This is a genomic window from Streptomyces sp. CA-250714, from assembly GCF_050936705.1.
Classification (GTDB): domain Bacteria; phylum Actinomycetota; class Actinomycetes; order Streptomycetales; family Streptomycetaceae; genus Streptomyces.
The window spans coordinates 2,802,846-2,826,469 of record NZ_JBNJMI010000002.1; the positions used below are offsets into that span (position 1 = coordinate 2,802,846).

General features: G+C 68.1%; 19 protein-coding genes and 3 pseudogenes. 10 read left to right on the forward strand and 12 right to left on the reverse strand.

What is annotated here, in order from left to right; translation table 11 throughout:
- Positions 1-79 precede the first annotated feature (79 nt).
- The 5 genes and pseudogenes from ACQEU8_RS31435 (at position 80) to ACQEU8_RS31455 (ending at position 8,742) form a co-directional block, all read left to right on the forward strand.
- A complete protein-coding gene (locus ACQEU8_RS31435; protein ID WP_433107095.1) occupies positions 80-583 on the forward strand; it encodes a hypothetical protein in 504 nt (167 codons plus the stop codon).
- Positions 583-5,292 carry a putative T7SS-secreted protein gene (locus tag ACQEU8_RS31440; protein ID WP_433107097.1) on the forward strand — a complete coding sequence of 1,570 codons (4,710 nt, stop codon included), beginning with the start codon at positions 583-585 and terminating at the stop codon, positions 5,290-5,292. Before ACQEU8_RS31435 ends, ACQEU8_RS31440 begins: the two co-directional genes overlap by 1 nt.
- A 299-nt stretch (positions 5,293-5,591) precedes the next feature.
- Positions 5,592-6,015, forward strand: a pseudogene (locus tag ACQEU8_RS31445) (RHS repeat-associated core domain-containing protein); the annotation flags it as partial.
- Positions 5,989-6,474: a scabin-related ADP-ribosyltransferase gene (locus ACQEU8_RS31450; RefSeq protein WP_433108862.1), complete on the forward strand. Its 486-nt coding sequence runs from the start codon at positions 5,989-5,991 to the stop codon at positions 6,472-6,474. The pseudogene ACQEU8_RS31445 and the gene ACQEU8_RS31450, both read left to right, overlap by 27 nt.
- A gap of 987 nt (positions 6,475-7,461) precedes the next feature.
- Complete coding sequence (locus tag ACQEU8_RS31455) at positions 7,462-8,742, forward strand: DUF1266 domain-containing protein (RefSeq protein ID WP_433107099.1); 1,281 nt, start codon at positions 7,462-7,464, stop codon at positions 8,740-8,742.
- Positions 8,743-8,877: 135 nt separating this feature from the next.
- Here ACQEU8_RS31455 and ACQEU8_RS31460 read toward each other — a convergent pair whose 3' ends face one another.
- The 3 genes from ACQEU8_RS31460 to ACQEU8_RS31470 form a co-directional block, all read right to left on the reverse strand.
- Positions 8,878-9,738, reverse strand: coding sequence for a M55 family metallopeptidase (locus ACQEU8_RS31460; RefSeq protein ID WP_433107101.1), 861 nt, complete (start codon positions 9,736-9,738; stop codon positions 8,878-8,880).
- The gene (locus tag ACQEU8_RS31465) at positions 9,735-11,267 is read right to left on the reverse strand and encodes an amino acid permease (protein ID WP_433107103.1); all 1,533 of its coding nucleotides are present in this window, start codon (positions 11,265-11,267) and stop codon (positions 9,735-9,737) included. The genes ACQEU8_RS31460 and ACQEU8_RS31465 overlap by 4 nt, the downstream gene beginning before the upstream one ends.
- 264 nt (positions 11,268-11,531) lie before the next feature.
- Complete coding sequence (locus tag ACQEU8_RS31470; RefSeq protein WP_433107105.1) at positions 11,532-12,014, reverse strand: MarR family winged helix-turn-helix transcriptional regulator; 483 nt, start codon at positions 12,012-12,014, stop codon at positions 11,532-11,534.
- A 91-nt stretch (positions 12,015-12,105) separates the two neighbouring features.
- Between ACQEU8_RS31470 and ACQEU8_RS31475 the strand changes: the two genes are divergently transcribed.
- Both ACQEU8_RS31475 and ACQEU8_RS31480 read left to right on the forward strand, forming a co-directional pair.
- Positions 12,106-12,636 carry a phenolic acid decarboxylase gene (locus ACQEU8_RS31475; protein WP_433107107.1) on the forward strand — a complete coding sequence of 177 codons (531 nt, stop codon included), beginning with the start codon at positions 12,106-12,108 and terminating at the stop codon, positions 12,634-12,636.
- Positions 12,637-12,660: 24 nt separating this feature from the next.
- Positions 12,661-13,068 carry a thiol-disulfide oxidoreductase DCC family protein gene (locus tag ACQEU8_RS31480; RefSeq protein ID WP_433107109.1) on the forward strand — a complete coding sequence of 136 codons (408 nt, stop codon included), beginning with the start codon at positions 12,661-12,663 and terminating at the stop codon, positions 13,066-13,068.
- Here the strand turns inward: ACQEU8_RS31480 and ACQEU8_RS31485 are convergent.
- On the reverse strand, positions 13,061-14,104 hold the full coding sequence (locus ACQEU8_RS31485; protein WP_433107111.1) for a hypothetical protein: 1,044 nt from the start codon (positions 14,102-14,104) through the stop codon (positions 13,061-13,063). The genes ACQEU8_RS31480 and ACQEU8_RS31485 overlap by 8 nt on opposite strands.
- Positions 14,092-14,784, reverse strand: coding sequence for a hypothetical protein (locus ACQEU8_RS31490; protein WP_433107113.1), 693 nt, complete (start codon positions 14,782-14,784; stop codon positions 14,092-14,094). The genes ACQEU8_RS31485 and ACQEU8_RS31490 overlap by 13 nt, the downstream gene beginning before the upstream one ends.
- 370 nt (positions 14,785-15,154) lie before the next feature.
- On the opposite strand from ACQEU8_RS31490, the gene ACQEU8_RS31495 reads away from it, so the two are divergent.
- Positions 15,155-15,679: a DUF1963 domain-containing protein gene (locus ACQEU8_RS31495; protein ID WP_433108864.1), complete on the forward strand. Its 525-nt coding sequence runs from the start codon at positions 15,155-15,157 to the stop codon at positions 15,677-15,679.
- Between the two features lie 120 nt (positions 15,680-15,799).
- Here the strand turns inward: ACQEU8_RS31495 and ACQEU8_RS31500 are convergent, their stop codons facing one another.
- The 3 genes and pseudogenes from ACQEU8_RS31500 to ACQEU8_RS31510 all read right to left on the reverse strand — a co-directional run.
- Positions 15,800-16,096, reverse strand: a complete 297-nt coding sequence (locus ACQEU8_RS31500) for a DUF3039 domain-containing protein (RefSeq protein ID WP_099881383.1) — start codon at positions 16,094-16,096, stop codon at positions 15,800-15,802.
- A 126-nt stretch (positions 16,097-16,222) separates the two neighbouring features.
- A pseudogene (locus ACQEU8_RS31505) lies at positions 16,223-16,519 on the reverse strand (YqgE/AlgH family protein); the annotation flags it as partial.
- Between the two features lie 471 nt (positions 16,520-16,990).
- A pseudogene (locus ACQEU8_RS31510) lies at positions 16,991-17,254 on the reverse strand (YqgE/AlgH family protein); the annotation flags it as partial.
- A 286-nt stretch (positions 17,255-17,540) separates the two neighbouring features.
- On the opposite strand from ACQEU8_RS31510, the gene murA reads away from it, so the two are divergent.
- Both murA and ACQEU8_RS31520 read left to right on the forward strand, forming a co-directional pair.
- Positions 17,541-18,869, forward strand: a complete 1,329-nt coding sequence (gene murA, locus ACQEU8_RS31515) for a UDP-N-acetylglucosamine 1-carboxyvinyltransferase (protein ID WP_433107116.1) — start codon at positions 17,541-17,543, stop codon at positions 18,867-18,869.
- Positions 18,870-18,942: 73 nt separating this feature from the next.
- Positions 18,943-19,745, forward strand: a protein-coding gene (locus ACQEU8_RS31520; RefSeq protein WP_433107118.1) for an IS5 family transposase whose coding sequence is annotated in 2 segments (ribosomal slippage) — positions 18,943-19,156 and positions 19,156-19,745 — 804 coding nt in all. Because the reading frame shifts where the segments join, the coding sequence is not laid out codon by codon here.
- 19 nt (positions 19,746-19,764) lie between these two features.
- Here the strand turns inward: ACQEU8_RS31520 and ACQEU8_RS31525 are convergent.
- The 4 genes from ACQEU8_RS31525 to ACQEU8_RS31540 all read right to left on the reverse strand — a co-directional run bounded on the left by ACQEU8_RS31525 (position 19,765) and on the right by ACQEU8_RS31540 (position 23,412).
- Positions 19,765-20,070, reverse strand: coding sequence for a hypothetical protein (locus tag ACQEU8_RS31525; protein ID WP_433107120.1), 306 nt, complete (start codon positions 20,068-20,070; stop codon positions 19,765-19,767).
- Between the two features lie 553 nt (positions 20,071-20,623).
- A complete protein-coding gene (locus tag ACQEU8_RS31530) occupies positions 20,624-21,133 on the reverse strand; it encodes a hypothetical protein (protein ID WP_433107122.1) in 510 nt (169 codons plus the stop codon).
- Between the two features lie 65 nt (positions 21,134-21,198).
- Positions 21,199-22,899: an alpha/beta hydrolase gene (locus tag ACQEU8_RS31535; RefSeq protein WP_433107124.1), complete on the reverse strand. Its 1,701-nt coding sequence runs from the start codon at positions 22,897-22,899 to the stop codon at positions 21,199-21,201.
- 6 nt (positions 22,900-22,905) lie between these two features.
- The gene (locus ACQEU8_RS31540) at positions 22,906-23,412 is read right to left on the reverse strand and encodes a hypothetical protein (RefSeq protein ID WP_433107126.1); all 507 of its coding nucleotides are present in this window, start codon (positions 23,410-23,412) and stop codon (positions 22,906-22,908) included.
- Positions 23,413-23,624 lie beyond the last annotated feature (212 nt).

The window sequence follows — 23,624 nt, forward strand, 5'->3', positions numbered from 1 at the left end:
CAATACGGCTTGCGTTCGTACGGTCGCGTACAGGTACGGTGTTCGACTGGCGCGATCGATGGTCAGGGGGGACAGGGCAATGGGCGACAACGGCGGGCCGGTGCTGCCCGGCGAAAAGCTCACGGATGAGCTGGCGTACAAGGGCCAGTTGCAGGTTCCGAAGGAGACCGTCAGACAGCTGACCAAGGGCATCCGGGATGCGCTGGGTGAGCTGCGTGAGGTCGGCACGGACGTGGACGCCGCCCAGGGCAGCGGTTTCGAGGAGATGGCGCTGTCCAAGATGGAGGTCGGTGACCAGACGCTGGCCAAGTCGTTCGAGGGCTTCTGCGAGCAGTGGGAGTGGGGCGTACGCGGTCTGATGGCGGACGCGGACGCCATTGCCGAGGGGCTGGGGCTGGCCGCTGGCATGTCCTGGGAGGAGGACCGCTACCGGTCCGTGGCGATCAAGGGCAGCATCAACGCGCTGAATCCCATGGGCAACCCGCACGCCTCCAAGGACGGGCTCGAAGGGGCAGGGTTCCTGGACATGACCACCGGCCAGGTCGACGGCAAACCGGGCCGCTCCGGTGGGGAGGCCGGCTGATGGGGCTCGGAGATCTGGTCGGCGCGGGGACCGACGCGGCCAAGGACGTCTACCACGACGTCACCCCCGACCCGGTCGAGGACAAGATCGAAGGCGCCGTCGAGAAGGGCGGCGAGGCCGTCGGCAAGGGCTCGGACCTGCTCGCCGACCGGCTGGACGAGATGGGCTGGAAGCCCGGCGCGAAGTTCGTCCGCGACGCGGGCGACGCCGTCACCAACAAGACCGGCGGGGATGTCCAGGAACGGGAGCTGGGCGAGACGGAGGAGGCGGACAAACTCATCCACGGCTCGCCGTCCAAGCTGGAGGCAGCGGCCGATCATCTGCGGGACTTCCACAAGGCGTTCAACCGGGTCGGCCGCGGCCTGAAGGGCCTGGACTCCCACCACCTGAAGGGCGAGGCGGCCGATGCCTTCCGCCGGACGGTGGAAGTGCAGCCAGGGCGGTGGTTCAAAGCGGCCGAGGCCTGCGAGAAGGCCAAGGGCGCGCTGAACGACTTCGCCCGCACCGTGCGCTGGGCCCAGCGTGAGGCGAAGGCGGCCATCAAGCTCTACAACGAGGGCAAGACCGCCTCCGCGCAGCACAAGTCGAAGGTCTCCTTCTACAACGACGCGCTCGAGGCGTACAAGGAGACGCCGAAGGAGGACCGCGTCCCCGGCTCGCTCCCCGACAGACCCTCCGAGAAGGACCCGGGCGAGGCCAAGATGGAGGAGGCCCGCGAGAAGCTGAGGGAGGCCCGCCGCCAGCGGGACGAGGCCGCGCGGGCCGCAAACAAGCTGATGGAGGCCGCCCGCGACGCCGCCCCGCCCAAGCCCTCGATCCTCGCCCAGACCCGCAGCGGTCTCAAGGGCGGACTGCTCGCGATGGAGCACCGGGCCGGCGGCCTGCTGAACGCGGGCTCCGGGGCGCTCAACTTCGCGCACGGAGTGAGCCCGGTCAACGGCCACAACGTCCTCAACCCGGACGACTACGGCACCAACCTCAACAGCACGGCCGTCGGGGCCAAGTCCGTGGCCACGCACCCGGACGCCGCCCTCAAGCAGGCGTACAAAAGCTTCCTCGACGACCCGGATGAGTTCTTCGGCGGCATGGCGCTCGACGGCCTGACCGGGGGCAGCGGCCGGGTCATGGGCACGGCGGTGAAAGCGACGCGCCTCGGTCGCAAGTCCCTCGACGAGGAACCGCACAACTCCAACCGCCAGAACGGCAACCGCACCTGCGGTGAGGACCCCGTCGACTTCGCCACCGGCCGCATGCTGCTGCCGCAGACCGATCTGGCACTGCCCGGTGTGCTGCCGCTGGTCTTCCGCCGCCAGTTCGAGTCCTCCTACCGCGCCGGCCGCTGGTTCGGACCCACTTGGTCGAGCACCGTCGACCAGCGGCTGGAGCTCGACACCGAGGGTATCGTCCTCCACGGGGAGAGCAGCCTGCTGGTGGCCTACCCGCACCCGGAGCCGGACGGCGAACCGGTGCTGCCCGAGAATGGCCCGCAATGGCCGCTGCGGCTGCGCGCTGACGGTGACTACGTACTGACCGACCCCGACACCGGCTGGACCAGCTACTTCGCGCCCCCGACCGACCTCCCAGGCTGCGAAGACGTTGCCCTGCTCGCGGAGATATCCGACCGGAACGGCAACCGCGTCACGTTCGAGTACGCCGAAGACGGCACCCCGCTCGCACTCGTCCACTCCGGCGGCTACCACATACGCGTGACAACCGACGCGGAGCTGGGCCGCGTCACCGCGCTTCACCTCGCCGGAGCCGCGAGGGACGGCGGCGACCAGGAAATCGTCCGCTTCGGCTACGACGAACACGGCAACCTCACCGAGGTCACCGGCTCCACCGGACGCCCGTTGCGCTTCGGCTACGACGACGCGGGCCGCATCACTTCCTGGACCGACACCAACGACTCCCGCTACGAGTACGCCTACGACGAGCACGACCGCTGCGTGTGGCAGTCCGGCACCGAAGGCCACATGCACGCCACCTTCGACTACAGCCCGCCCGACCCGGAAACAGACCACCGCGTCACCAAGGTCACCAACTCCCTCGGCCACACCACCTATTACCTGGTCAACACCCGCAACCAGGTCGTCGCCATCACCGACCCCACCGGCGCCACCACCCGCATCGAGCGCGACGCCCACCACCGCGTGCTCTCCCACACCGACCCACTCGGCCGCACCACCCGACTGGGCCGCGACGACGCGGGCCGCGTCGTCGCCGTCCTGCGCCCCGACGGCAGCAGCCGGACGGTCTCCTACAACGCACTCGGACTACCGGTCGAGATCACCGAACCCGACGGAACGGTGTGGCGCCACGAGTACGACGAGCGCGGCAACCGCACCGTCACGACCGATCCAGCCGGAGCGACGACCCGTTATACGTACGATGCAGCAGGCCGCCTGGCGTCAGTAACGGACCCGCTCGGCCAGGTGACCGAGGTCCGCTGCGACAAGGCGGGCCTGCCCGCGGAGATCACCGACCCGGCCGGTGCCGTGACGACGTACCGCCGCGACGCGTTCGGCCGCCCCACAGCCGTCATCAACCCACTCGGCGACACCACCCACCTGGCCTGGACGGTCGAAGGCCACCTCGCCCGCCGCACCGCACCCGACGGCGCCACCGAGCACTGGGAGTGGGACGGCGAGGGCAACTGCACCCGCCACATCGACGCCGCAGGCGGCGAAACGACCTACGAATACACCCACTTCGATCTGCTCGCCGCCCGCACCGGCCCCGACGGCGTCCGCTACACCTTCACCCACGACACCCGCCTCCGCCTGCGCGAGGTGGAGAACCCCCAGGGGCTGCGGTGGACGTACGACTACGACGGAGCCGACCGCCTCGTCGCCGAGACCGACTTCGATGGCCGCACCCAGCGCTACTCACTCGACGCCGCAGGCCAGTTGACCACCCGTACCACCCCGCTCGGCGACACGATCACCTACGAACGCGACCTGCTCGGCCGGCTGACGGCAAAGGACGCGGCAGGCACGCCGACGACGTACGCGTACGACCCGGCAGACCGCCTGATCGAAGCCCGCAACCCGGACGCGGACCTGCTGCGCCAGTACGACCGGGCGGGCCGCCTCAAGACGGAGGTCGTCAACGGCCGCGCGCTCACCTATACGTACGACGCGCTGGGGCGCCCGGCACGCCGCACCACGCCCACCGGCTCCGTGACGCGCTACGCGTACGACGAGGCAGGCAACCGCACCGCGGTCGTCGCCGACGGCCACACGCTGACGTCGTCGTACGACGCGGCAGGCCGCGAGCGGCAACGGAACATCAATGGGAGGGCGTCTCTCTCCTGGACATGGGACCCGGCGGGCCGCCTCACCGGCCAAGCGCTCACGGGGGCGGTGGCGGAGCCCTCCTGGCACCGCTCCTACACATACCGACCGGACGGTCATCTGATCGCGGTGGACGACTCCCGCGAGGGCACCAGCCGCTTCGCTCTCGACGCGGGCGGCCGCGTCACGCAGGTGAACGCCCGCGACTGGACGGAGACCTACGCCTACGACGAGGCCGGCAACCAGACGACCGCCGACTGGCCCGCCACCCACGCGAGCCCCGAGGCCCGCGGCCCCCGCACCTACACCGGCACCCGCATCCGCACGGCGGGCCGCCTCCGCTACGAACACGACGCGGCGGGCCGCGTCGTGACCCGCCAGAAGAAGAACCTCTCCCGACGCCCGGACACCTGGCACTACGAGTGGGACGCGGAGGACCGCCTGACGCGGGTCACCACCCCGGACGGAGCGGTCTGGCACTACGCCTACGACCCGTTGGGCCGCCGCATAAGCAAGAAATCGGTCTCCGAACGGGTGGACTTCACCTGGGACGGCCCCACCCTCATAGAACAGACCACAACAGGGGAAGCCCCCCACCCGGTAACCCTCACCTGGAACCACCAGGGCCTCCACCCCATATCCCAGACGGAACGCATCACCGACGAGACCACCCAACGGGAAATAGACACCCGCTTCTTCGCCATAGTCACCGACCTCATCGGCACCCCCACTGCCCTCATCACCGACTCCGGCGAAACGGCCTGGCACACCCAACAAACCCTCTGGGGCACCACCACCTGGAACACCGACGCCACCACCTACACCCCCCTCCGCTTCCCCGGCCAATACTTTGACCCCGAAACCACCCTCCACTACAACCACTTCCGCCACTACGACCCAGAGACAGCCCGCTATTTGTCCCCGGACCCGCTCGGGCTGGAGCCGGCACCGAACCCGGTGGCGTATGTGGGTAATCCACATATCTGGTCCGATTCCCTCGGCCTTGCTCCGGACTGTCCACCTGGCGAAAACCCCCCGGGCCTGGCCCGCCGTACGGCCAACACTGGAGAGTTCAGCGAGCTCCAAGTCGCGATGCAGAAGCGCGTCGTCAACCAGGTGGCCCAAGAAGCCGGTGTGGGACTCGAAGGCGTCAAGGTAAAAATCAATCGTGACGTAGAGTTGATCGGCCGCCACCTGTACGGCCACACATCCCCAGACGGGGTTATTACACTCTACCCAGACGCCTTTAGCACGCCCGAGAACCTTGCCCGAACCCTCGGCCATGAACGGATGCACGTCATGCAGATCGCAATCCACGGCCCTGCAACCTCATTGGCACAAGAGGCAGCATGGGAGCGGGCCGCATATGCAGCAGAGGATCAATTCTGGAACTACTACAACGGAAGGCTGGAGTAATGGCCGAACGTGCCGCATGGCTTCGGAAATTGACTCTCGTCATTGAAAGCGGAGGGGTCGAGTGTGCTTCTTGCCCGAACTGCGGCGTCCCTCAGCTTTCCCTGCGATACATCGTCGAAACCAGCAGCCGTACCGGATATGCACTGTTCTGGTGCAACGCGTGCCTGCATGGCATTTCAGTTTCCCGAGTGAAAGCCCCGGAGGGGTTTGAGGTGTGGTCGCTCGATGACCCAGCTGCTACCAATGACGTGCCGGACTTCGATCGCAGTAGCTGAGTCGGACCGCACCCGCACCCGCACCCGCACCCGGTAATCATCGCCCGGAACCACCACGGGCTTCCACCCCCCATCCCAGACGGAACGCATCACCGACGAGACCACCCAACGGGAAATAGACACCCGCTTCTTCGCCATAGTCACCGACCTCATCGGCACCCCAACCGCCCTCATCACCGACTCCGGCGAAACGGCCTGGCACACCCAACAAACCCTCTGGGGCACCACCACCTGGAACACCGACGCCACCACCTACACCCCCCTCCGCTTCCCCGGCCAATACTTCGACCCCGAAACCACCCTCCACTACAACCACTTCCGCCACTACGACCCGGAGACAGCGCGGTACTTGTCCCCGGACCCGCTGGGCCTGGAGCCGGCACCGAACCCGGTGGCGTATGTGGGCAACCCGCATGCGCTCGTGGATCCGCTGGGGCTAGCCCCTGACACCTGTCGGCAAGGGACGGCTAAAAGCTTTGGTGTGTCGCGCCGGGCAGTCATAAATCCGAGCCGCGTATTCCGGGGAGATGCCCGGCACCCTTCGGAAGTAATTGAGACGGGGTTTACTCCCAAGGGAACTAACACGGATATCGGGGAGTATGCATTGAAGGACACCCCGTCAGACTGGGTGGGGACGAGCAAGAAGGCCAAGGAGGCCGCCAACTTCCCCATGTCTTCCCGGGGCCGGGGAACGTGGGTGTACGAGATCCACAACCCTGGATACGGTGTCGATATCAATAAGGCAATGGGTGGCGCAATAAAGGCCTACCTGACAGGTCGGGCTTCCCCCTCGGAAAGAGAGGTAATATTTCGACAGATCGATCCGTCCAACATCCGTCGCGCCGAACGGTGGGAGTATGGCAGACCAACAGGTGAGGTGTTTGAAAATCCAGGATTCAGCCCATGAGTGAGTACTTCGTCCTCCACGCCTTGCGTAGAGGGAACAGCGAGGAGTGGCGCATGCAAGTGACAGGGGACGGCCCCTGGACTTGGCGGCTCCACTCCCCGGAGCGTGTGGAGTGCGAGGCGACAGGCATGAACGCCTTCGAAGCGCTGCGGACCATGCGTGAGGAATTGCACCCTCAGGGCGTACGGCTTTGCTGCAACGGAGCGCGCTACGATGCGCACCCTTCACGCGTGTCCGCTTCTCATGGCGCGTGGATGGTTTATCTGCTCCGACTGTGGCGCCCCCCGACAGTTCGCGATTTGGTACATATCTACGACTATGCATCCCCCGATAAGATCGGAACCGTTCGCGAGCAGGATGCATACTGGCAACGCCACTTGGCTTCCAGGAAGAACTGGTGGAACTTCGTAAACCCGGTCTGGTGGGTCTACTTCATGACCGCCTCCTGGGGGAAACCCAGAGCGTTCAAGACGCGACAACCGAACACCCACCGGCCTACGGGCCAGGAGTGAACCGTCAACTTCAAAGGGCAGTCGGACAAGAACGCCGGGCGGCCAGGAAGTCACAGCAAACTGAGTGAGAGCGGATTCAGCGGCTGGGTGGCCCGTGGGCGGCAGCTGATCCCCGGGAGCTATCCTGCTGCCACGGGCCCAGCACTGACCTCTGCATCACTGAGGGTCAGCCGGGCACAGCAGCAGCCGTCCTTCTCGCCCGATGGGGCACCGGAGGTCACCGATCCATGGCCAAGCGGCCCCCGCGACTCCCGACTCCACCGCCCAATCCGTATGGGGCGCATCCGGGGGCGGGGTGGGCGCCGCCTTCGGGGGTGCGGAAGAAGCGGATGACCACGGGGCAGTTGATCGGGACATGTGTGGGGGGTCTGTTGGTGTTCGTGTACGTGGTGATACCGGTCGTTCAGCTGCTCCGTTGAGCCGCCGTCAGGCAGGACAGGGCGAACGGCACGACGGCTAGTGCGAGGTCAGCGAAATGTGGAAGCGGGGGGCGGCCGAAGGGGCCGCGGGGCAGGGGCCGGCGCCGGCGCCGATGACGGAGCCATGGCAGGCGCCCAGCCAGGTGGAGCAGCGGCTGTACGAGGCGAAGTGCCGTCATGACTGGGCCGCGTACATGGATGTGCTGGCGGGCCAGTATCTGTACCGGCTGGCTTCCAGGCCGTGGCTGGACGCCAATCCGGGCCGGGTGCCGGCGCGCATGCAGCCCGTATGGCGTCCGGAGGTGCAGGGCTGGTGCGCGGCCGTGTACACGGAAGCCATGCTGCCCGCACCGATCGAGGACCCGGTCTTCATCTCGGAGAGCCTCGGCGAATACGCGCGCGGCTGGTCGCCGCAGGACCCACCATGGCTGGCGGTCAATCCGGGCTCGCCCTGCGAGGCGTACTTCCCGGCCAGCCAGTCCCTGTGCGCGCTGTGGCAGCAGCACGCGGACCGCGTCGACCACGTCGGCGGGCACGGCACGCTGCGCACGCTGTGGGCCGGCGGCCCGCGGACCGGTGCCGTCGCCCGTGGGCTCGCCTGTGGCGCACTGATGTGCGTGAAGAACGGTGCGTACTGGAACTCCCTGGGCCACGGGCACGGCTACAACGACGAGCGGCGGCTCCTCGAACGCTGGTGGGGCGTCACGACGCGCCAGAAGTGGCAGCAGTACCAGGAAGAGCTGCTGACCAACGAAATGAGCAGCCCGGTATGGGAGTTCACCCTGGGGCTGCGGCACAGCCTGGCCCAGGACTTCGGCGGGCAAGTGGAGCCCGCGCACTGGCGGCAGGCCGCGGAGCGGGTGCTGCGCAAGCGGGTCGCGACGGCCACCATCGAGCTGACGCCGGACGGGGTGACACGGACCGAGGGCCCCACCGAGGAGGAGGTGGAGTGGCAGATCGACGGGGTGAAGCGGCTGATCGGCCGCATCACCCGGTACGAGGCCCGGTTCCGCGCCGACGGACTGCTGCCGGAGGGCCGGTTCGTCCGCTCGGTCGCCGCCTGGGACTACGGCCGCGGCTCCAACATGGCCCGCTTCGGACTGGCGGCCCGCTTCTGCACGATGGAGGAGGCGGAGGCCGCCGTCCTGCGCGCCGGGCGGGTCAGCGCGGTCGACTACCGCTCATGGGAGGACTTCTCCGCCGCGTACATCCTCGGTCGCTGTCTCCACTTCGACGAGGAGGAGTTCGGGCCGTGGTACGAGGAGATGCTGACCGCGCACCGGATTCTGACGACCGACCCGGAAAGCCCCTGGCTCACCATCCCCTTCCGGGCCTAGACCGCGCCCCGTCAGGGGCGCGGGGAACTGCTCCCCCAGCCTCCGGCCGGGAGGTGCCCCCACAGCCACAACACAACCCGCAGCCCGCGAGCATCGGACAGGGGCACCCCCTCACCGGCGGCTCAGGAAGTACGCCTAGCAATACGGCGCCTGCCCCGTCAACGCATACGCGACCCCCATAAAAACCCCGAAAAGCCGGAAGAGCGACGGCAGATCGCCCCTCACCCGCACCGCCCGGTCATGCGCCGGCCCCGCACCACCCCCGGTACGGGAGACACCGGGAATGCCCTCCAACTGCTGGGCCACCGACGCCGACTGCCAGCGCACGGTGAGGGCGTGCTCACCGGTGTCCGGCGCCGGGCGGGTACGGGACGGCGCCGCCCGCACGCCCTCCCGTACGGCCTCCTCGATGGCGCCGCGCGCCTCGTCGGCGGGACGGAGCCGGGCGGCGAACCGGTCCCGCGCGTACTTGACCGGCGCCGTAAGGACGTCCGTGTCCCACTCGGCGATCTCCGCGCACGCCACATCGCAGCCCGAGAGCGCCACGACGGGCACGCCGAGCGCGGTGGCCGTCGCGTACGCGAAGCCGATCTCACCCATCGCGCGGTCGTCGTCCAGCCACATGTCCTCGATCTCGTGGCCCATAAAGCTGTGGCTGAGCACCCCGAGCGCGCCGGCCCGCGCGTGGTAGCCGACGAATACGGCGGCGTCGAAGGAGGAGTCGAGGTCCTGGAGCATGCCCATCGGTTTGGGCTTCCCGCGGACCAGGGACGCCGCCGGGTGCAGGTCGTCGACCAGCAGATTCCGCATGGTGCTGTGCGTGTCGTTGACGACGATCTCGCGGGCGCCGGCGGCCGCGGCGCCCCGCACCGCCGCGTTGACGTCCTCGGTCATCATCACGCGCCCGCGCTCGTAGTCCCGGCCGCCCATCTGCACGTCGTCGGCCCCGACGAGCCCGGTGACGCCCTCCATGTCGGCGCTGATGTACACCTTCATTCGCGCTCCCCACTGGTCACATCGGCCCCCAGTCTCCCAGCGAGACGCGAGTGCCGGATGCCGTACAGGAAGTAGCAGGCGAGCCCCGCGGCCATCCAGGCGCCGAAGACGGCCCAGGTGGCGGCGGGCAGGCTGACCATCATCCAGACGCAGAAGCCGAAGCCGAGCAGCGGCGTGAGCGGGAAGAGCGCCACCCGGAAGGTCCGGTTCATGGTGGGCCGGGTCCGGCGCAGGATGATGACGGCGACGTTGACCAGGGCGAAGGCGAAGAGGGTGCCGATGCTGGTGGCGTTGGCGAGTTCGCCGAGCGGGACGGTGGCGGCCAGGATTCCGCAGAACGCGGAGACGAGGACGGTGTTGGCGCGCGGCGTTCCGGTCCGCTGGTGCACCTTGGCGAACACCTGCGGTACGAGGCCGTCGCGGGCCATGGCGAACAGGATGCGGGTCTGGCCGTAGAGGACGGCGAAGACGACGCTGGCGATGGCGACCACGGCGCCGGCGGCCAGTACGACGCTCCACAGGCCCATACCGGTGACGTCCTGCATGATCCGGGCGAGTGCCGCGTCGGTGCCCTCGAAGTCCTGCCAGGGCATGGCGCCGACGGCGACCAGCGCGACGACGCAGTAGAGCACGGTCACGATCAGCAGCGACAGCATGATCGCCCGGGGCAGGTCCCGCTTGGCGTCCTTCGCCTCCTCGCCAGCGGTTGAGGCGGCGTCGAAGCCGATGTAGGAGAAGAAGAGCGTCGCGGCGGCGGCGCTGATGCCGGTGGCACCGAGGGGGGCGAGCGGTGCGTAGTTGCCCGCCTGGATGCCGAAGAAGCCGATGCCGCAGAAGAGCAGCAGCGTCACGATCTTGATGATGACCATGGTGGTGTTGATCCGCGCGCTCTCCTTCGCGCCGCCCATCAGGAAGACCATGGCGAGCAGGATGACCGCGAGCGCGGGCAGGTTGACGAAGCCGCCCTCGCCGAGCGGTGCGGAGACCGGGTCGGGGATCGTCACACCGAAGGTGCCGGCGAGCAGTTCGTCGAGGTACTGCCCCCAGCCGACGGCGACGGCCGCCACCGAGATGCCGTACTCCAGCACCAGACACCAGCCGCAGATCCAGGCGACGAGTTCGCCCATGGTCGCGTAGGCGTACGAGTACGAGGAGCCGGAGACCGGGATGGAGCCGGCCAGTTCCGCGTAGGACAGCGCGGAGAAGAGGGCGGTCAGGCCCGCCAGTACGAACGAGATCGCGACGGCGGGTCCGGCGAGCGGGGTGGCTTCGCCGAGTACGACGAAGATGCCGGTGCCCAGCGTGGCACCGATGCTGATCATCGTGAGCTGCCACATCGAGAGGGAGCGGCGAAGTGCTCCGCCCTCGCCCTGCCCGCTCTCGGCGATCAGCCGTTCGACGGGCTTGCGCCGCAGCAGCCGCCCGCCGCCGCGTACGGGGACGGGCGCGGAGGCAGCGCCGGACCTCGGCGGTGCGGAGGGCTCGGCCGGGGGCGGGGCTGCGCTGTGTTCCTGCGGCATCGGCGGCATGTCGGGCTCCTTGTCGCTGCGGTCGGCGGAATCCGGGAAACCCGGCGGCCCGTGGACATGACAAACCACATGACAAACCGCTGTGCGGGAAACTCCCGTGCACCGGTGTGAGGGGCCGCCGGGCTGGCGGTCACCGCCACTCCTGGCACGGGGCATGAGCCTACGAGTCCGCAGCTCACGGCAGGAATGCACGGCTGTTGCGCATCACCGGAAGAACGTTGCGTACTTCTGGCCGCGAACGGGGAAACGTTGCGCGAACGGCGGCTACCCCTTTCCGGGCGCCTGCTCGGTTTCCGGCACCTCTCCCTCGTCGGGGGCCTGCGCCTCCAGCACCGTCAGCAGCTCCGTGAACACCGGAAGTGCCCGCTCCAGCGCTTCGCGGCTCTCGGGCGCGAGCTCGTCCAGTGCACGGCGGAGGGCGCGGGTGCTGACGCGGTCGTAGCGGCTGAGCATGTCCAGCGCCTTGGGGGAGGCGGCCAGCCGCACGGTACGCAGATCGGTCGCCGACGGCGTCCGCTCCACCAGGCCCGACGCGGTCATCGCGCGGACCAGGTTGCTGACCGTGGACGGCGCGATCCGCAGCCGCCCCGCGACCTCGCGCGGCGAGCAGGGCCCGTCCTCGGCGAGCGTGCGCAGCAACTCGATCTGGGCCTCGGGCAGGTCGGGCAGGCCCTCGATACGGCGGGTGCGCAGTACGGCGCGGCGCAGGGGGCCGATGAGCCGGCCGAGGCGGGTCGCGGTGTCCATGGGACCAGTATGGGGCATGCATTTTGCGGCAAAACTATTTTGCTGCAAAATGAAATCGACCGGCGCACTCGGCAGCCGAAGGAGGCATCCCATGACCACGGCCGCGACCACGACGACCACCCCCGTCCCCCCGCAGGACCTCACCGGCATCGTCGGACACCGCTTCATCTACACGTACGCCAACGGCTGGCAGTACGAGATGTATGTGAAGAACGACCACACCATCGACTACCGCATCCACTCCGGCATGGTCGGTGGCCGCTGGGTCAAGGACCAGCACGTCGACCTCGTCCAGCTCGACGAGGACAGCTACAAGATCGCCTGGACCGAGCCCACCGGTACCTCGGTCGCCGTCAACGTGCTGCCGGGCCGGCGGCGTCTGCACGGCACGATCTTCTTCCCGCGCTGGGTGGCGGAACACGGCGAGCGCACCGTCTGCCACCAGAACGAACACCTGGACGAGATGCGCGCCTACCGGGACCAGGGCCCCACCTACCCCCTCCACGTCGTCCCAGAATTCGCCCGGATCACCCTCTTCGAGTACGTCGGCCCGGACGACGAGTCCGTCATCGCGGTGGCACCCGGCGATCTCCCGGCAGGCTGGGCCGACCGCACCGACTGACGCGACGGATGGCACCCTCGACCTGTGCGTACTCGATCTCTACCGGTACTCGTCTACGACGGTGACTGCGGTTTCTGCACCACAGCGGTGCGGTTCGGCGAACGGCGCGTAAGGCCCCGATGCGTGTGCGAGCCATGGCAGTTCGCCGACCTGGCCGCGCTCGGCGTCACACGCGAGCGCGCCGAACACGAGGTGCTGTGGGTGACGCCGACCGGAACGGTGTACGGCGGCGCGCAGGCCGTCGCGAAAGCCCTGCTCAGCGCGGGCGGCGCCTGGCCGGTGGCCGGCGCCGTACTGACCCTGCCGCCCTTCCGCTGGGTCGCCCACGCGGGCTACCGCCTCATCGCCGCCAACCGCCACCGCCTCCCGGGCGGCACCCCGGCGTGCGCCGTGCGCCCACCCGGCAACGGGCCGGCCGACCCGGTCAGTTGATGGACTGGATCTCCTGCACGGTGACGTTCTGCTGGCTGCCAAACTCACCGGTGGGCAGGTCGTCGGCGCCCGCGCCGTCGCTGCCTTCCCATGAGGCCTGCCACGTCAGCGTCGACCGCAAGGTGTAAGCGGCGCCGTCCTGAGTGGCCCGCAGATATGTCACCCCGCACGGCGGCGCCTTCTTCCCGCTGCCCTTCTTGTACGGGGTGCCGATGCTGCCGTCGTTCTTGACCGCGCACTTCCCGGACGCCGGGTGCACCTTCGCGTGCTCCGTCCCCGGGCTCAGCTTGAGGGCATCGGGCGTCACCGTCGTCCTCGCCCAGATCTCCTCTCCCCCGCCGAGATCGACGGACGCCTTCACGGACAGCGGCTTGTACGTGCCCTTGTCCAGCCATGCCCAAGTGGGCAGATTAACCGTCTGCTTGTCCTTCGGATTCAGCTCGACCTTCGTCTCCGGAACGGTGATCTGCGCGTAGGCGAGCTTGGAGAGAATTTCCGGGCTGATCGCGTTCTCGACATCCGGCCGGTCGCCGTTCTTCACCCAGAACGGCAGCTTCGTACACGACTCGCGCTTCGCCGCGTCCTTCTCGTTCGGATTCGGCACCGCGGCCCAGAACTTGCCCTTCCCCTGCTTTTCGAGGTTGTAGTTCTTGTACTCGCCCTTCGAGTACATGCGCCGGATGTCGTAGTCCGTCTCCTGCTTCACGTACTTGTTGTTGGGCGCCCGCCCGGTGAGCGAGTACGGCGACGCGTCCACCTTCTCCTTCAACTGCTTCGGCGTATACGTGGGCGCGTACCAGCACGGAGGCGGCGCCCAATCCCCCGCAGGCACAGCCAGATTCCCGCCTCCACCCTTGCTTCCGCCGGAACCATTGCCGGAGTAGTGGACGACGCCGGCCTCGGCGCTGTAGGTCTTCCCTTGCTTGTCACCACCCTGGTCGACATCGAAGCCCGCGTAGGCGTAGGGCGCTCCCAGGCCGAGCACCGTAGCGGCAGCACCTGCCAGCACTGCTGCCCTGGGTACTACTCTTTGCATTGCTTCACCGCCTTTTCCGTGACGTCAACTGCCCGGGCTTTCCACGGCGCATCGCCCTTGGACGGCTTCTGCATGACTACGCTGAAGCGGAGGAAGTTCTCGTCTGACGAGCCGGTGCTCCGAATGACCTTGCCGGTCTTGATTTCCTTGCTGAAGATCTTTCTCTGGTCGGAGCAAAAGGCGATCTCGACCAGCTTTTCGTCCACCAAGTCACCAACCTGCTCTTTGTAGAAGCGTTCAGAGCCGGTCACGGTGTAGTTCTTCTTGGCATGCTGGTCCATCATGTAGGTCGCGTAGTCCTGCGCATCCTGTAGCGGCACTGTGTGCTTGGCGATCAGCGGATCCTTGGGATCTTCCTTCACCATGCCGTGCCGGACCACCCTCATATAGTCCGCCGCTCCATCCAACGCCGCGGCTTTGTCCGGGTCGGACGGCTGTTTCCAGTCGAAGACGAGCTTCACATCACTGGGGAGCTTGATATCGGAGGTGCGGAAGTCACCCGGCGCATCCTTGGCGCCGCCCTCACCCTTCTTCGGGCTCGGCGACTTGTCCTTGGTGGTGTCCGCGCCCTCGATCTTGTCGCTCTTGGAATCACCGTCACTTCCGCCGCACCCGGCAAGGAGCAGCGCGGCGGCGGCTGTGGCGGCGGCCAGCGAGGCGGCGGGGCGGGTGAGGTGCACGGCGGGCTCCCTGTTGCGTCAGGTGACTGTCGTGCACCTGACGGTAGCAGCGCGGCCAACTCCCCACCCAGTGACTTCAATAGGGGCACGAACGGAACAGCGCCGTCCACAGGAAGGAAGCGGGGAAGCGGAGTTCGGGGTGCGGCGCCGACATCGGTGCCGTGCCGGCGCTGTCAGTGGTCCCCGGCAACATGGCCGCATGAACAGCGCTGCACGCTCTCGCCCGTACTCAAGCCCGGCGCGCACCTGCGACAGGCGCGGGAACACGAGCGCGTCGTAGGCCAGTTGGGCGGGCTGCCGCGACTGCCGGCGGACGTGGCATGGCCCGTATGGGAGGGGTACGGGGGCCGAGCACGGGCTGGACCTCCCGCTGCGGACGGACGGATGGCTCGTCTTCTTCTACTTCGGGGACGGGGAAAAGCGGCGAGGTGGTCGACGTGGACGACCCGAGTCCCGGGCGGGATCCCGCGTACTCCATCTGCCGCCCAGTTACCCGGAGTTGCCCGAACGTCCCGCTCCCGAAGGCCTGGAGCCTTACGACGCCGTACCGCTGACGGCCGAGGTGGGGCTGACGATACCCGGCGGTGACACCCCGGCACTGGCCCGGGCGTTCGGCTTCTCGGACCGGTCCGAGTACACGAAGCACCCGGTGGGCAGCGCGCCCTTCGCCGCGAAGCTGGTGGCCCGTGCGGTGCTGGGCGGCGGCAGGCTGGGCTGGAGCGATCCGCGGGTCCTCGAAGAGGCGGAGCGCTGGACGCTGCTCGCCCAGTTCGACAGCGACACCGACGCGGGCATGGGGTGGGGCGACTGCGGCGTCCTCTACTGGCTGATCCGCCCGGAGGACCTGGCGGAGAACCGCTTCGAGAAGGCGATGTTCACCTGGCAGTGCTGCTGAGCCCTACCAGCACAAAAAGCAGGCCGCGGACAGCACCGCCGCCTCGCCCGTACGGGGTACGGGCGAGGCGGCGGTATGCAGTACGCGTGCGCGGGGGCGCTGAGCTCGAACGCGTGGGGGCTACTTCTTGTCGCCGCCCTTGCCGTCCTTGCCGTTCTTGTCCCCGCCGGGACCCATCGTCTCGTAGATCTCCTTGCACATCGGGCAGACGGGATACTTCTTCGGGTCGCGACCCGGGACCCAGACCTTCCCGCAGAGTGCGACGACGGGCGTCCCGTCCATCGCGCTCGCCATGATCTTGTCCTTCTGGACATAGTGGGCGAACCGCTCGTGATCGCCATCACCGTGCGATGTCTGCGGGGTCGGTTCGACGAGTGTGCCGGTGCCCGCCCCGCGCTCGGGCTCAAGAGTGCTCATGCGGTCCAAGGGTACTCATGCGACCGGAACACGTCAGGCATGGGCAGTGGCCCGCGTCACCCGTCGGGAGTCCCGTGCGGAACCCCGTTCGGTCCGCTCCGGGACCCCGACGGGACGGCACGGCCCTCAGTTCAGCGACGGGTCGTCCGGATACGTCGCGACCAGCGCCAACTCGCTCCGCTGTCTGCGCAGTACGGACCGCCACAGTCGCTCGGGGGCCGGGGAGGAGACATCGCCGGGCTCGGACTCGACGACGTACCACGCGCCCTCCGACAGCTCCTTCTCCAGCTGGCCCGGGCCCCAGCCCGCGTACCCGGCGAAGATCCGCAGCGAGCCCAGCTCGGCCGCGAGCAGTTCGGGCGGCGCCTCCAGGTCGACGAGGCCGATGGCGCCGTGCACCCGGCGCCAGCCGAGCGGGCCGTCGGTGCCCAGCACGGTGTCGGTGTCGGTGTCGGTCCCGGCGTCCAGCGCATCGGCGTCGGTGTCCGCGTCGGTGCCGCTCTCACCCGCGGAGTCGGCACCACCACCGGCGGCGCTCCCCCGCTGGGCCTCGCTCCCCCGCTCTGCGGTGCTTCCCCGCTCAGTGGCACTCCCAGCGGCCCCCTCGGCGTGCGCGGCCCCGGCGCTCCCACGGGCCGCGGCTGCGGATCCGTCCGGCTCCCTGGACTCCGCGTCCGGGTCGGCCGGCAGTTCACCCGGCCGGTCCGCCGGCCGTGCGCCCGGCTCTTCCCCGTACTCCCCCGAGGGCTGCGCCCCGTCCGCCGTCGTGGCTCTCTTCCGGCCGGGCGTACGGCCTGGACCGCTGTCGGTCTCCGGGACGGAGCGGCCCCGGGTCGCCCGGCCCAGGTCGCGGTCGGTGGTGCGGTCCTGGCGACCGTCGGTGCGGTCGCCTCTGCCGGAGGGCACCACGGCGACGCCGAGCGCCGCGTCCAGCGAGACGGGGCCGCCCTGGAAGACGACGCCGGGCTCGCCGGTGAGCGCGGCCCACGGCTCCAGGATGTCGCTGACGTCCACCGGGGTGGGACGGTTCAGGACCACGCCCAGTGAGCCCTCCTCGTCATGGTCGAGGAGGAGCACCACCGCGCGGTCGAAGTTCGGATCGGCCAGCACCGGTGTGGCGACGAGCAGTCGTCCGGTGAGCGAGGACACCTCGGTCATACGGCAATGATCCCGCACCTGCGCCGTTCGTGGGACCCAATGACCGGATCGAAGGGCCTGGAGACCGGGATCGGGTGCGGTACACGGCGACCCGGGGCGTGCGCGGGGTGGTCCCGGCGGGCGGACCGGGCGCCATATCGCAGTACGGCAGGTAACGGGCAAAGCACCCTCCGTGTTATTGCCGAGCTGTGACAGTCCCCGACCCCCCTCGGGCTTGGGTCCGCACCGGACGGGGCCATTACGCTTGCCTGTTGTCCCATCCCGTCTCGCGGAATCGCGGAGATCCATGACCGACAGCCCAGCCGACGTACTCCTCGTCCACGGTGGCGCCCCGCTCGAGGGTGAGATCCGTGTCCGGGGTGCGAAGAACCTCGTCCCCAAGGCCATGGTCGCCGCGCTGCTGGGCAGTGAACCGAGCCGACTGCGCAATGTGCCGGACATCCGGGATGTCCGCGTCGTACGCGGTCTGCTCCAGTTGCACGGCGTCACGGTGCGCACCGGGGACGAGTCCGGTGAGCTGGTGCTCGACCCCTCGCATGTGGAGAGCGCCAACGTCGCGGACATCGACGCGCACGCGGGCTCCTCGCGTATCCCGATCCTCTTCTGCGGGCCGCTGCTGCACCGGCTCGGGCACGCCTTCATCCCGGGGCTGGGCGGCTGTGACATCGGCGGCCGTCCGGTGGACTTCCACTTCGACGTGCTGCGGAAGTTCGGCGCGACGATCGAGAAGCGCGCCGACGGACAGTATCTGGAGGCCCCGCAGCGGCTGCGCGGCACCAAGATCCGGCTGCCGTACCCGTCGGTCGGTTCCACGGAGCAGGTGCTGCTGACGGCAGTGCTGGCGGATGGCGTCACCGAGCTGTCGAACGCGGCGGTCGAGCCGGAGATCGAGGACCTGATCTGCGTACTGCAGAAAATGGGCGCCATCATCTCGATGGACACCGACCGCACGATCCGGATCACGGGCGTCGACAAGCTGGGCGGCTACACCCACCGCGCCCTGCCCGACCGGCTGGAGGCGGCCTCCTGGGCGAGCGCGGCGCTGGCGACCGAGGGCAGCGTTTTCGTACGCGGCGCCGAGCAGAAGTCGATGATCGCGTTCCTCAATACCTTCCGGAAGGTGGGCGGCGCGTTCGAGATCGGTGACGAGGGCATCCGCTTCTGGCACCCGGGCGGCCCGCTGAACGCCATCGCGCTGGAGACGGACGTACACCCCGGTTTCCAGACCGACTGGCAGCAGCCGCTGGTGGTGGCGCTGACGCAGGCGTCGGGGCTGTCGATCGTGCACGAGACGGTGTACGAGTCGCGGCTCGGCTTCACCTCGGCGCTCAACCAGATGGGCGCGCACATCCAGCTCTACCGCGAGTGCCTGGGCGGGATGCCCTGCCGCTTCGGGCAGCGCAACTTCCTGCACTCGGCCGTCGTCTCGGGCCCGACCCGGCTCCAGGGCAGCGACCTGGTCATCCCCGACCTGCGCGGCGGCTTCTCCTACCTGATCGCCGCACTCGCCGCACAGGGCACCTCCCGTGTCCACGGCATCGACCTGATCAACCGCGGCTACGAGAACTTCCAGGAGAAACTCGTCGAACTCGGCGCCAAGGTGGACCGCCCGTAAAGCTCGTAGCACGATCTTGTTCAGTGTTGCTCGTCAGCTGTGACGTGGGCGGGGTTGTGCCCGTTCGAGGTGTGTGGGGAACCGGCCGTGGATCGTGGACGATGAGCTGTGGGTGCTGATCGAGCCGGTGCTCCCTCCCTGGCCCGAGAGGGCACCGGGCCCGCGTCCGTTGGCTGACCGGTGCTGCCTGCAGGGCATCCTGTACATGCTCTATAAAAACATCGCCTGGCAACTGCTACCGCCTGAGCTGGGTTTCGGTTTCGGGCAGACCTGCTGGAGGCGACTGGGCCGGTGACACGAGGCCGGGTCGTCGACGCACTGCACCGCGTCCTGCTCACCGAGTTGCACGCGGCCGACGCACTGGACTGGACCCGGGCCTGCGTGGATGCTTCCCACATCCGCGCGAAAAAGGAAGGCGAAGCCACCGGTCCGTCGCCGGTCGACCGCGGGAAGACGGGCAGTAAGCACCACCTGATCTGCGACGGCAGTGGCACCCCGTTCAAGGTCATCACCACCGCGGCCAACGTCAACGACGTTACCCAGACCTTGCCCCTGGCCGACGGCATACCACCCGTCGTCGGCAAACCCGGGCGCCCGCGCCGCCGTCCCGCCGCCCTGCTCGGGGACAAGGGGTACGACAGCAACCCCAACCGGCGTCGGCTGCGCAAGCGCAGGATCCTGCCAGTGGTCTCCCGCAAGGGCGCCCCGTACATCGAGGGCCTGGGCAAACTCCGCTACGTCGTGGAGCAGACCTTCTCGTTCCTGCACCACTGCAAACGCCTGGCCGTTCGCTGGGTAAGACGCCTCGGCATGCACAACTCCCTCGTCACCCTGGCCTGCAGCCTCATCTGCTTCAGACACCTCAAGAAAGCCTGACCATGATCGTGTTACGAGCTCATAGGGGACGGCGCGGTAGGACCTCGAAGCCGCCGACGTGCTCAACGCTGCGTGCCCCTTCCCAGTCGTACATGTCGCCAGCCACGTGCCAGATCTCCGGCTCGTCCTCGCCGTCATCCCACAACGCAACCGAGACCCCGTTCCAGGCGATATGCCGCTCGGTCCACGCCTCATGGCCGGGGTGGTTCTCGTCCATCCCGGGCTCGGCGGGATTGAGGACGGGGAAGTAGTCGGACATCGCCACCGGCTGGGGCGAGTCGGCGATCATCTGCAGCAGGTCGCGTTCATCGGTACTCAAGACCATGCCCCCACGCTGCGGCAGCCCGCTGACGATTCCGCCCGATGCGTCACCTTCCGGGGGGAGGGGTGATGGGTGCGGGGAGCGGACTGCACTCAACGCAGCGGCGCAGCCGGTTCTGGGCCGATGCCACTGCCTGCAACAGGCGGCTCCGCAGGGGGTCCGGTGCGGTCCCGGCGTCAAGTCCTGCGGCGTGGACCAGGCTGCCATGGAGGTGGGGTAGGGCGATCCGCGGCGCGTTGCTCTTCGAACACGCCGAGCGGCCCCTCCCTGAGGGGCAGATCCACCTCTCGGCTCCTCACGCAGGGGGCCGAGTAAACGGTCCCCCTCCGGGCGTAGGGCCACCGGCCCTACAAAGAAAGGGGTGCGTTGGTGCCCGACCAGAGGCACCGCAGGGTGCACACCCGCGGTCTGCCAGGGTCTGACGTGGCCGCGGCTGTGGTCTCCCGGGCTGCCGGCAAGGACTTCGGTCAGAGCGGGGCGGCGGGCTCGGGTGTGGCGAGGTCGTGGGTGTCGTTGGGGAACGTCATCGCGCCTGTCGTGGGCATGGTGGCTCCTGTCAGGCGCGGGAAAGGTCGGTGCCTTCCGGGGCTTGGTAGCAGGGCGAGACGAGGGTGACGCTGATCTGAGGCTTGAGACCACTTGAGCGTGTCTTCAGTGCCCTAATCGCCACACGGTGTCCGGAGGTGGTGTGTACTGCCATGATCTCCGGATTGCGAGCGATGCTGTTCATAGGCCCGTCCTTGGTGATACGCCACCCCATGCCGGGCAGTCGGGAGCGCAGGTTGTCCATGGCGGTGTCGAAATCGTCCGCGTCCGCCTCCCACAGCGCCCAGGGATGGTCCACGAAGTAGTAGGTGGTGAAATCCGGGTCGACGGCGCTACACGGTCCGGCGGCTGCAGGAATGTGACTTGGGTTACCGGGGATGCCCATGGCATCCACCAGCCGGGACGACATCCGGTTGACCTCGTCCTCCGCCTGTCGCACCGTGCGCACCTCGGGTGTGTATCCGAGGATCCTGCGCACCTTCGACGGCTTGGCGACCCGTTTGAGGTCAGATTTGTCCATGATCGAGCGTCCCCTCAACGGAATCAGGCTCAGGAAGGCTGCAACGGCAGCTTTCCGGTGGCCGGTCATTGTTTGAGCGTGACGTTGGTGTAGTCACCGGCCACTACCTGGGCCATGTTAAATAGGCTGACCGTCGGGTCGCCGTTGCGTTTCTCGTCCCAGTACTTGCCGTGCCCCATGGGTCCTCTCCATGGGCCGTAGTCCATGATGTTGCCTCCGAAGCGTTTGTCGGTGGGTATTACCCGGTCCGGGCCGCCGCCGTGGAAGGTGCGTCCTCCCTGGCGCACCGTGGTGTCATCGGCCGTTTTGTCGGCGGCAACGGCCCATACATGGTCGGCGCCGACGCCGAGGTCTTCCGCACGGCGTACGTGGACGCCGGGAGAGCCCTGGAACATGATGTCGTCGGCCGGGAGCCGGTGGCCCTTGGCGGCTTCGCCGACAACCGAGGAGCCGTAGGAGTGGCCGGAGACGGTGGTGTGCGAAGCCTCCGGTCCGCCCTGGGCGGCCTGGGCGCCCTCGGTGAACCTCCGGAGGGGTTCGGCGCCCTCGTCGGCGAACTTGCCACGGGTCGGGTTGTGGCCGGGGCTGATGTCGGGGGCGTCGTAGTCCAGCCACGTGATCGTCGATACCGAGGCGTCGCGGCCGGCTGCTGCGGACGAGTGCCGCCACAGGCGGTCCATGCGGTTCAGGTCTCCGTCGATGGCGGAGAGTTTCGCTGTGGTTCCGGGCACGTGGATGGCGGTGTGGTCGGCGGTGTCGGGCTTGCCGTTGGCCAGGATGATCCGCCCGTCTCCGCGGCCCTTGGGGTCGAAGCCGAGCAGGTATGCAGGGGGGAGCTCTTTGATGCCGGTTCGGTCGAAGCGGCTCTCAACGGCTTCGATGCCCTTGAGGGTGTCGTTGATGTGGTTCCTGCGGCCCTTCCAGCCGGGCGGTTTTTCCGTCAGCAGCTGGTTGAGTTCGGTCTCGTAGCGGCCTTTGGTCGTGGCCATCTCGGCGCGGTTGGCTTCGTCGCGTATGTCGGCGGGCAGTCCGTCGAGCGCGCCGATCTCTGCGGGGTAGAGGGCGAGGTAGTGGTCCCTCTCCTCGTCGCTGAGGCGGTCCCACCACCGTTTGTTCTCCTGTGGGTTCCCGCCCTCGGGGGGTTGGGGAAGGTGGGGCCCGGTTTTGGCGACGGCTTTCCGGGAGGCTTTGGTGTCGGCAGCGGTGTCGTTCCAGTCTCCGGACGAGACGTGCAGTTCGTCGTCTGCTTTCAGGCGCCGCAGGACACGAGCGAACGTCTTGTCGGCCTCGGTTGCTTGCTCGACGGCGTCGGCGATTTCCTGGGCAATCTCCTGGGCTCTTCTCTTCTCGCTGTCGGCGCCGTGGGCTGTGCCGCCATCGATTTTGTTTCCGTCGTCGTCTTCCGGGCTGGCGGAGGAGTAGGAGACGGAGCCGTCGGACTCGACGGTGAAACCTTCCCGCTCGGCCTCGTGCAGCGCCTGGTTGAGCCTGACCTTGGCTTTGCAGAGAATTTCTTGCAGCAGGTCGATGTTGGTGCGTATCAGTCCGGTCTGGACCTGCATGTAGTGGAAGTTATCTGACAGTTGGCCCACTTGACGCAGGGCAGCGTTGGCGGCGCGGCCTTCGAGCTTGCCTCGCATGCCGGGGGCAACGTTCTTGTTGAGCCCGTCTTTGCCGCGATCTCCCGCGGAGGAGATGCTCTTGTAGACGTCTGCGGCGCGGCCCAGGTCTTCGGTGTCGAGCTTGGCGAGCGTCTGCCATTTCACCGTCTCTCACCGCCCGGGGGTGTCGCGGTAGCGGCGTGAGAGTCGGTCGAATTCGCTGCCGAGTTCCTCGTCGTTCTTGTGCTGCGTGGTGCCTGCGTCGTGCATGCTGCCGGCCAGGCGGGTGCAGCGGTCTGCGACTTTGTCGGCGTACTCAGCCCAAGAGCTGTTCAGGGTGTCGGCGATGATGCCGGCGCACTCGAAGTCCCCATCGTCCCTGTCCATGCCGAAGAGCGTGTTGAGCGCGTTGATGGTCATTTGCAGTCCGACCCCGATGAGGGGGCGCTTGAGCTGGTCGATGTCGTGCGCGGCCTTGCGCCAGGCGGCCCGGTCGGAGATGGTCTGTCCGTCCGAACCGGTCCCATTCGACTGGGGCGGGGAATGGCCTGCCAGCTGCATCCGCGCCGGCCCATGGCTGTCGGGGGATAAGTCGTTGATCGCCGAAGAGCCAGGCTCGGCGGTGGCATGCGCGTCGGGCACTCCGATCACATCGTAGATCGCCGAACGCTCAACCACGTGCTGCCCCCCGTACCTTCTCGCTGGTTGAGTTTGCCCGCCCGGGGCGAGGTGCCCACAGGACGGTGAGAACTATAGTTCGCAATCTATCAAGTCGGTGCCCTATCGGGCCGTTTTGGGCGAATTTGAGTACGTGTACTCAGGCCCTCTGTGTCGGTTGGGGACAGTTGGCCACCCGGCTTGCGCTCGACGCCGACGGCGTACCCCCGCTT

What these genes read in the sequence shown, in the direction of transcription:
- ACQEU8_RS31435 (WP_433107095.1), top strand. Translation starts at nt 80, where the DNA reads ATGGGCGACAACGGCGGGCCGGTGCTGCCCGGCGAAAAGCTCACGGAT.
- ACQEU8_RS31485 (WP_433107111.1), bottom strand. Translation starts at nt 14,104, where the DNA reads ATGCAAAGAGTAGTACCCAGGGCAGCAGTGCTGGCAGGTGCTGCCGCT.
- ACQEU8_RS31530 (WP_433107122.1), bottom strand. Translation starts at nt 21,133, where the DNA reads ATGGACAAATCTGACCTCAAACGGGTCGCCAAGCCGTCGAAGGTGCGC.
- ACQEU8_RS31500 (WP_099881383.1), bottom strand. Translation starts at nt 16,096, where the DNA reads ATGAGCACTCTTGAGCCCGAGCGCGGGGCGGGCACCGGCACACTCGTC.
- ACQEU8_RS31440 (WP_433107097.1), top strand. Translation starts at nt 583, where the DNA reads ATGGGGCTCGGAGATCTGGTCGGCGCGGGGACCGACGCGGCCAAGGAC.
- ACQEU8_RS31475 (WP_433107107.1), top strand. Translation starts at nt 12,106, where the DNA reads ATGACCACGGCCGCGACCACGACGACCACCCCCGTCCCCCCGCAGGAC.
- ACQEU8_RS31465 (WP_433107103.1), bottom strand. Translation starts at nt 11,267, where the DNA reads ATGCCGCCGATGCCGCAGGAACACAGCGCAGCCCCGCCCCCGGCCGAG.
- ACQEU8_RS31525 (WP_433107120.1), bottom strand. Translation starts at nt 20,070, where the DNA reads ATGGTCTTGAGTACCGATGAACGCGACCTGCTGCAGATGATCGCCGAC.
- murA (WP_433107116.1), top strand. Translation starts at nt 17,541, where the DNA reads ATGACCGACAGCCCAGCCGACGTACTCCTCGTCCACGGTGGCGCCCCG.
- ACQEU8_RS31460 (WP_433107101.1), bottom strand. Translation starts at nt 9,738, where the DNA reads ATGAAGGTGTACATCAGCGCCGACATGGAGGGCGTCACCGGGCTCGTC.
- ACQEU8_RS31470 (WP_433107105.1), bottom strand. Translation starts at nt 12,014, where the DNA reads ATGGACACCGCGACCCGCCTCGGCCGGCTCATCGGCCCCCTGCGCCGC.
- ACQEU8_RS31455 (WP_433107099.1), top strand. Translation starts at nt 7,462, where the DNA reads ATGTGGAAGCGGGGGGCGGCCGAAGGGGCCGCGGGGCAGGGGCCGGCG.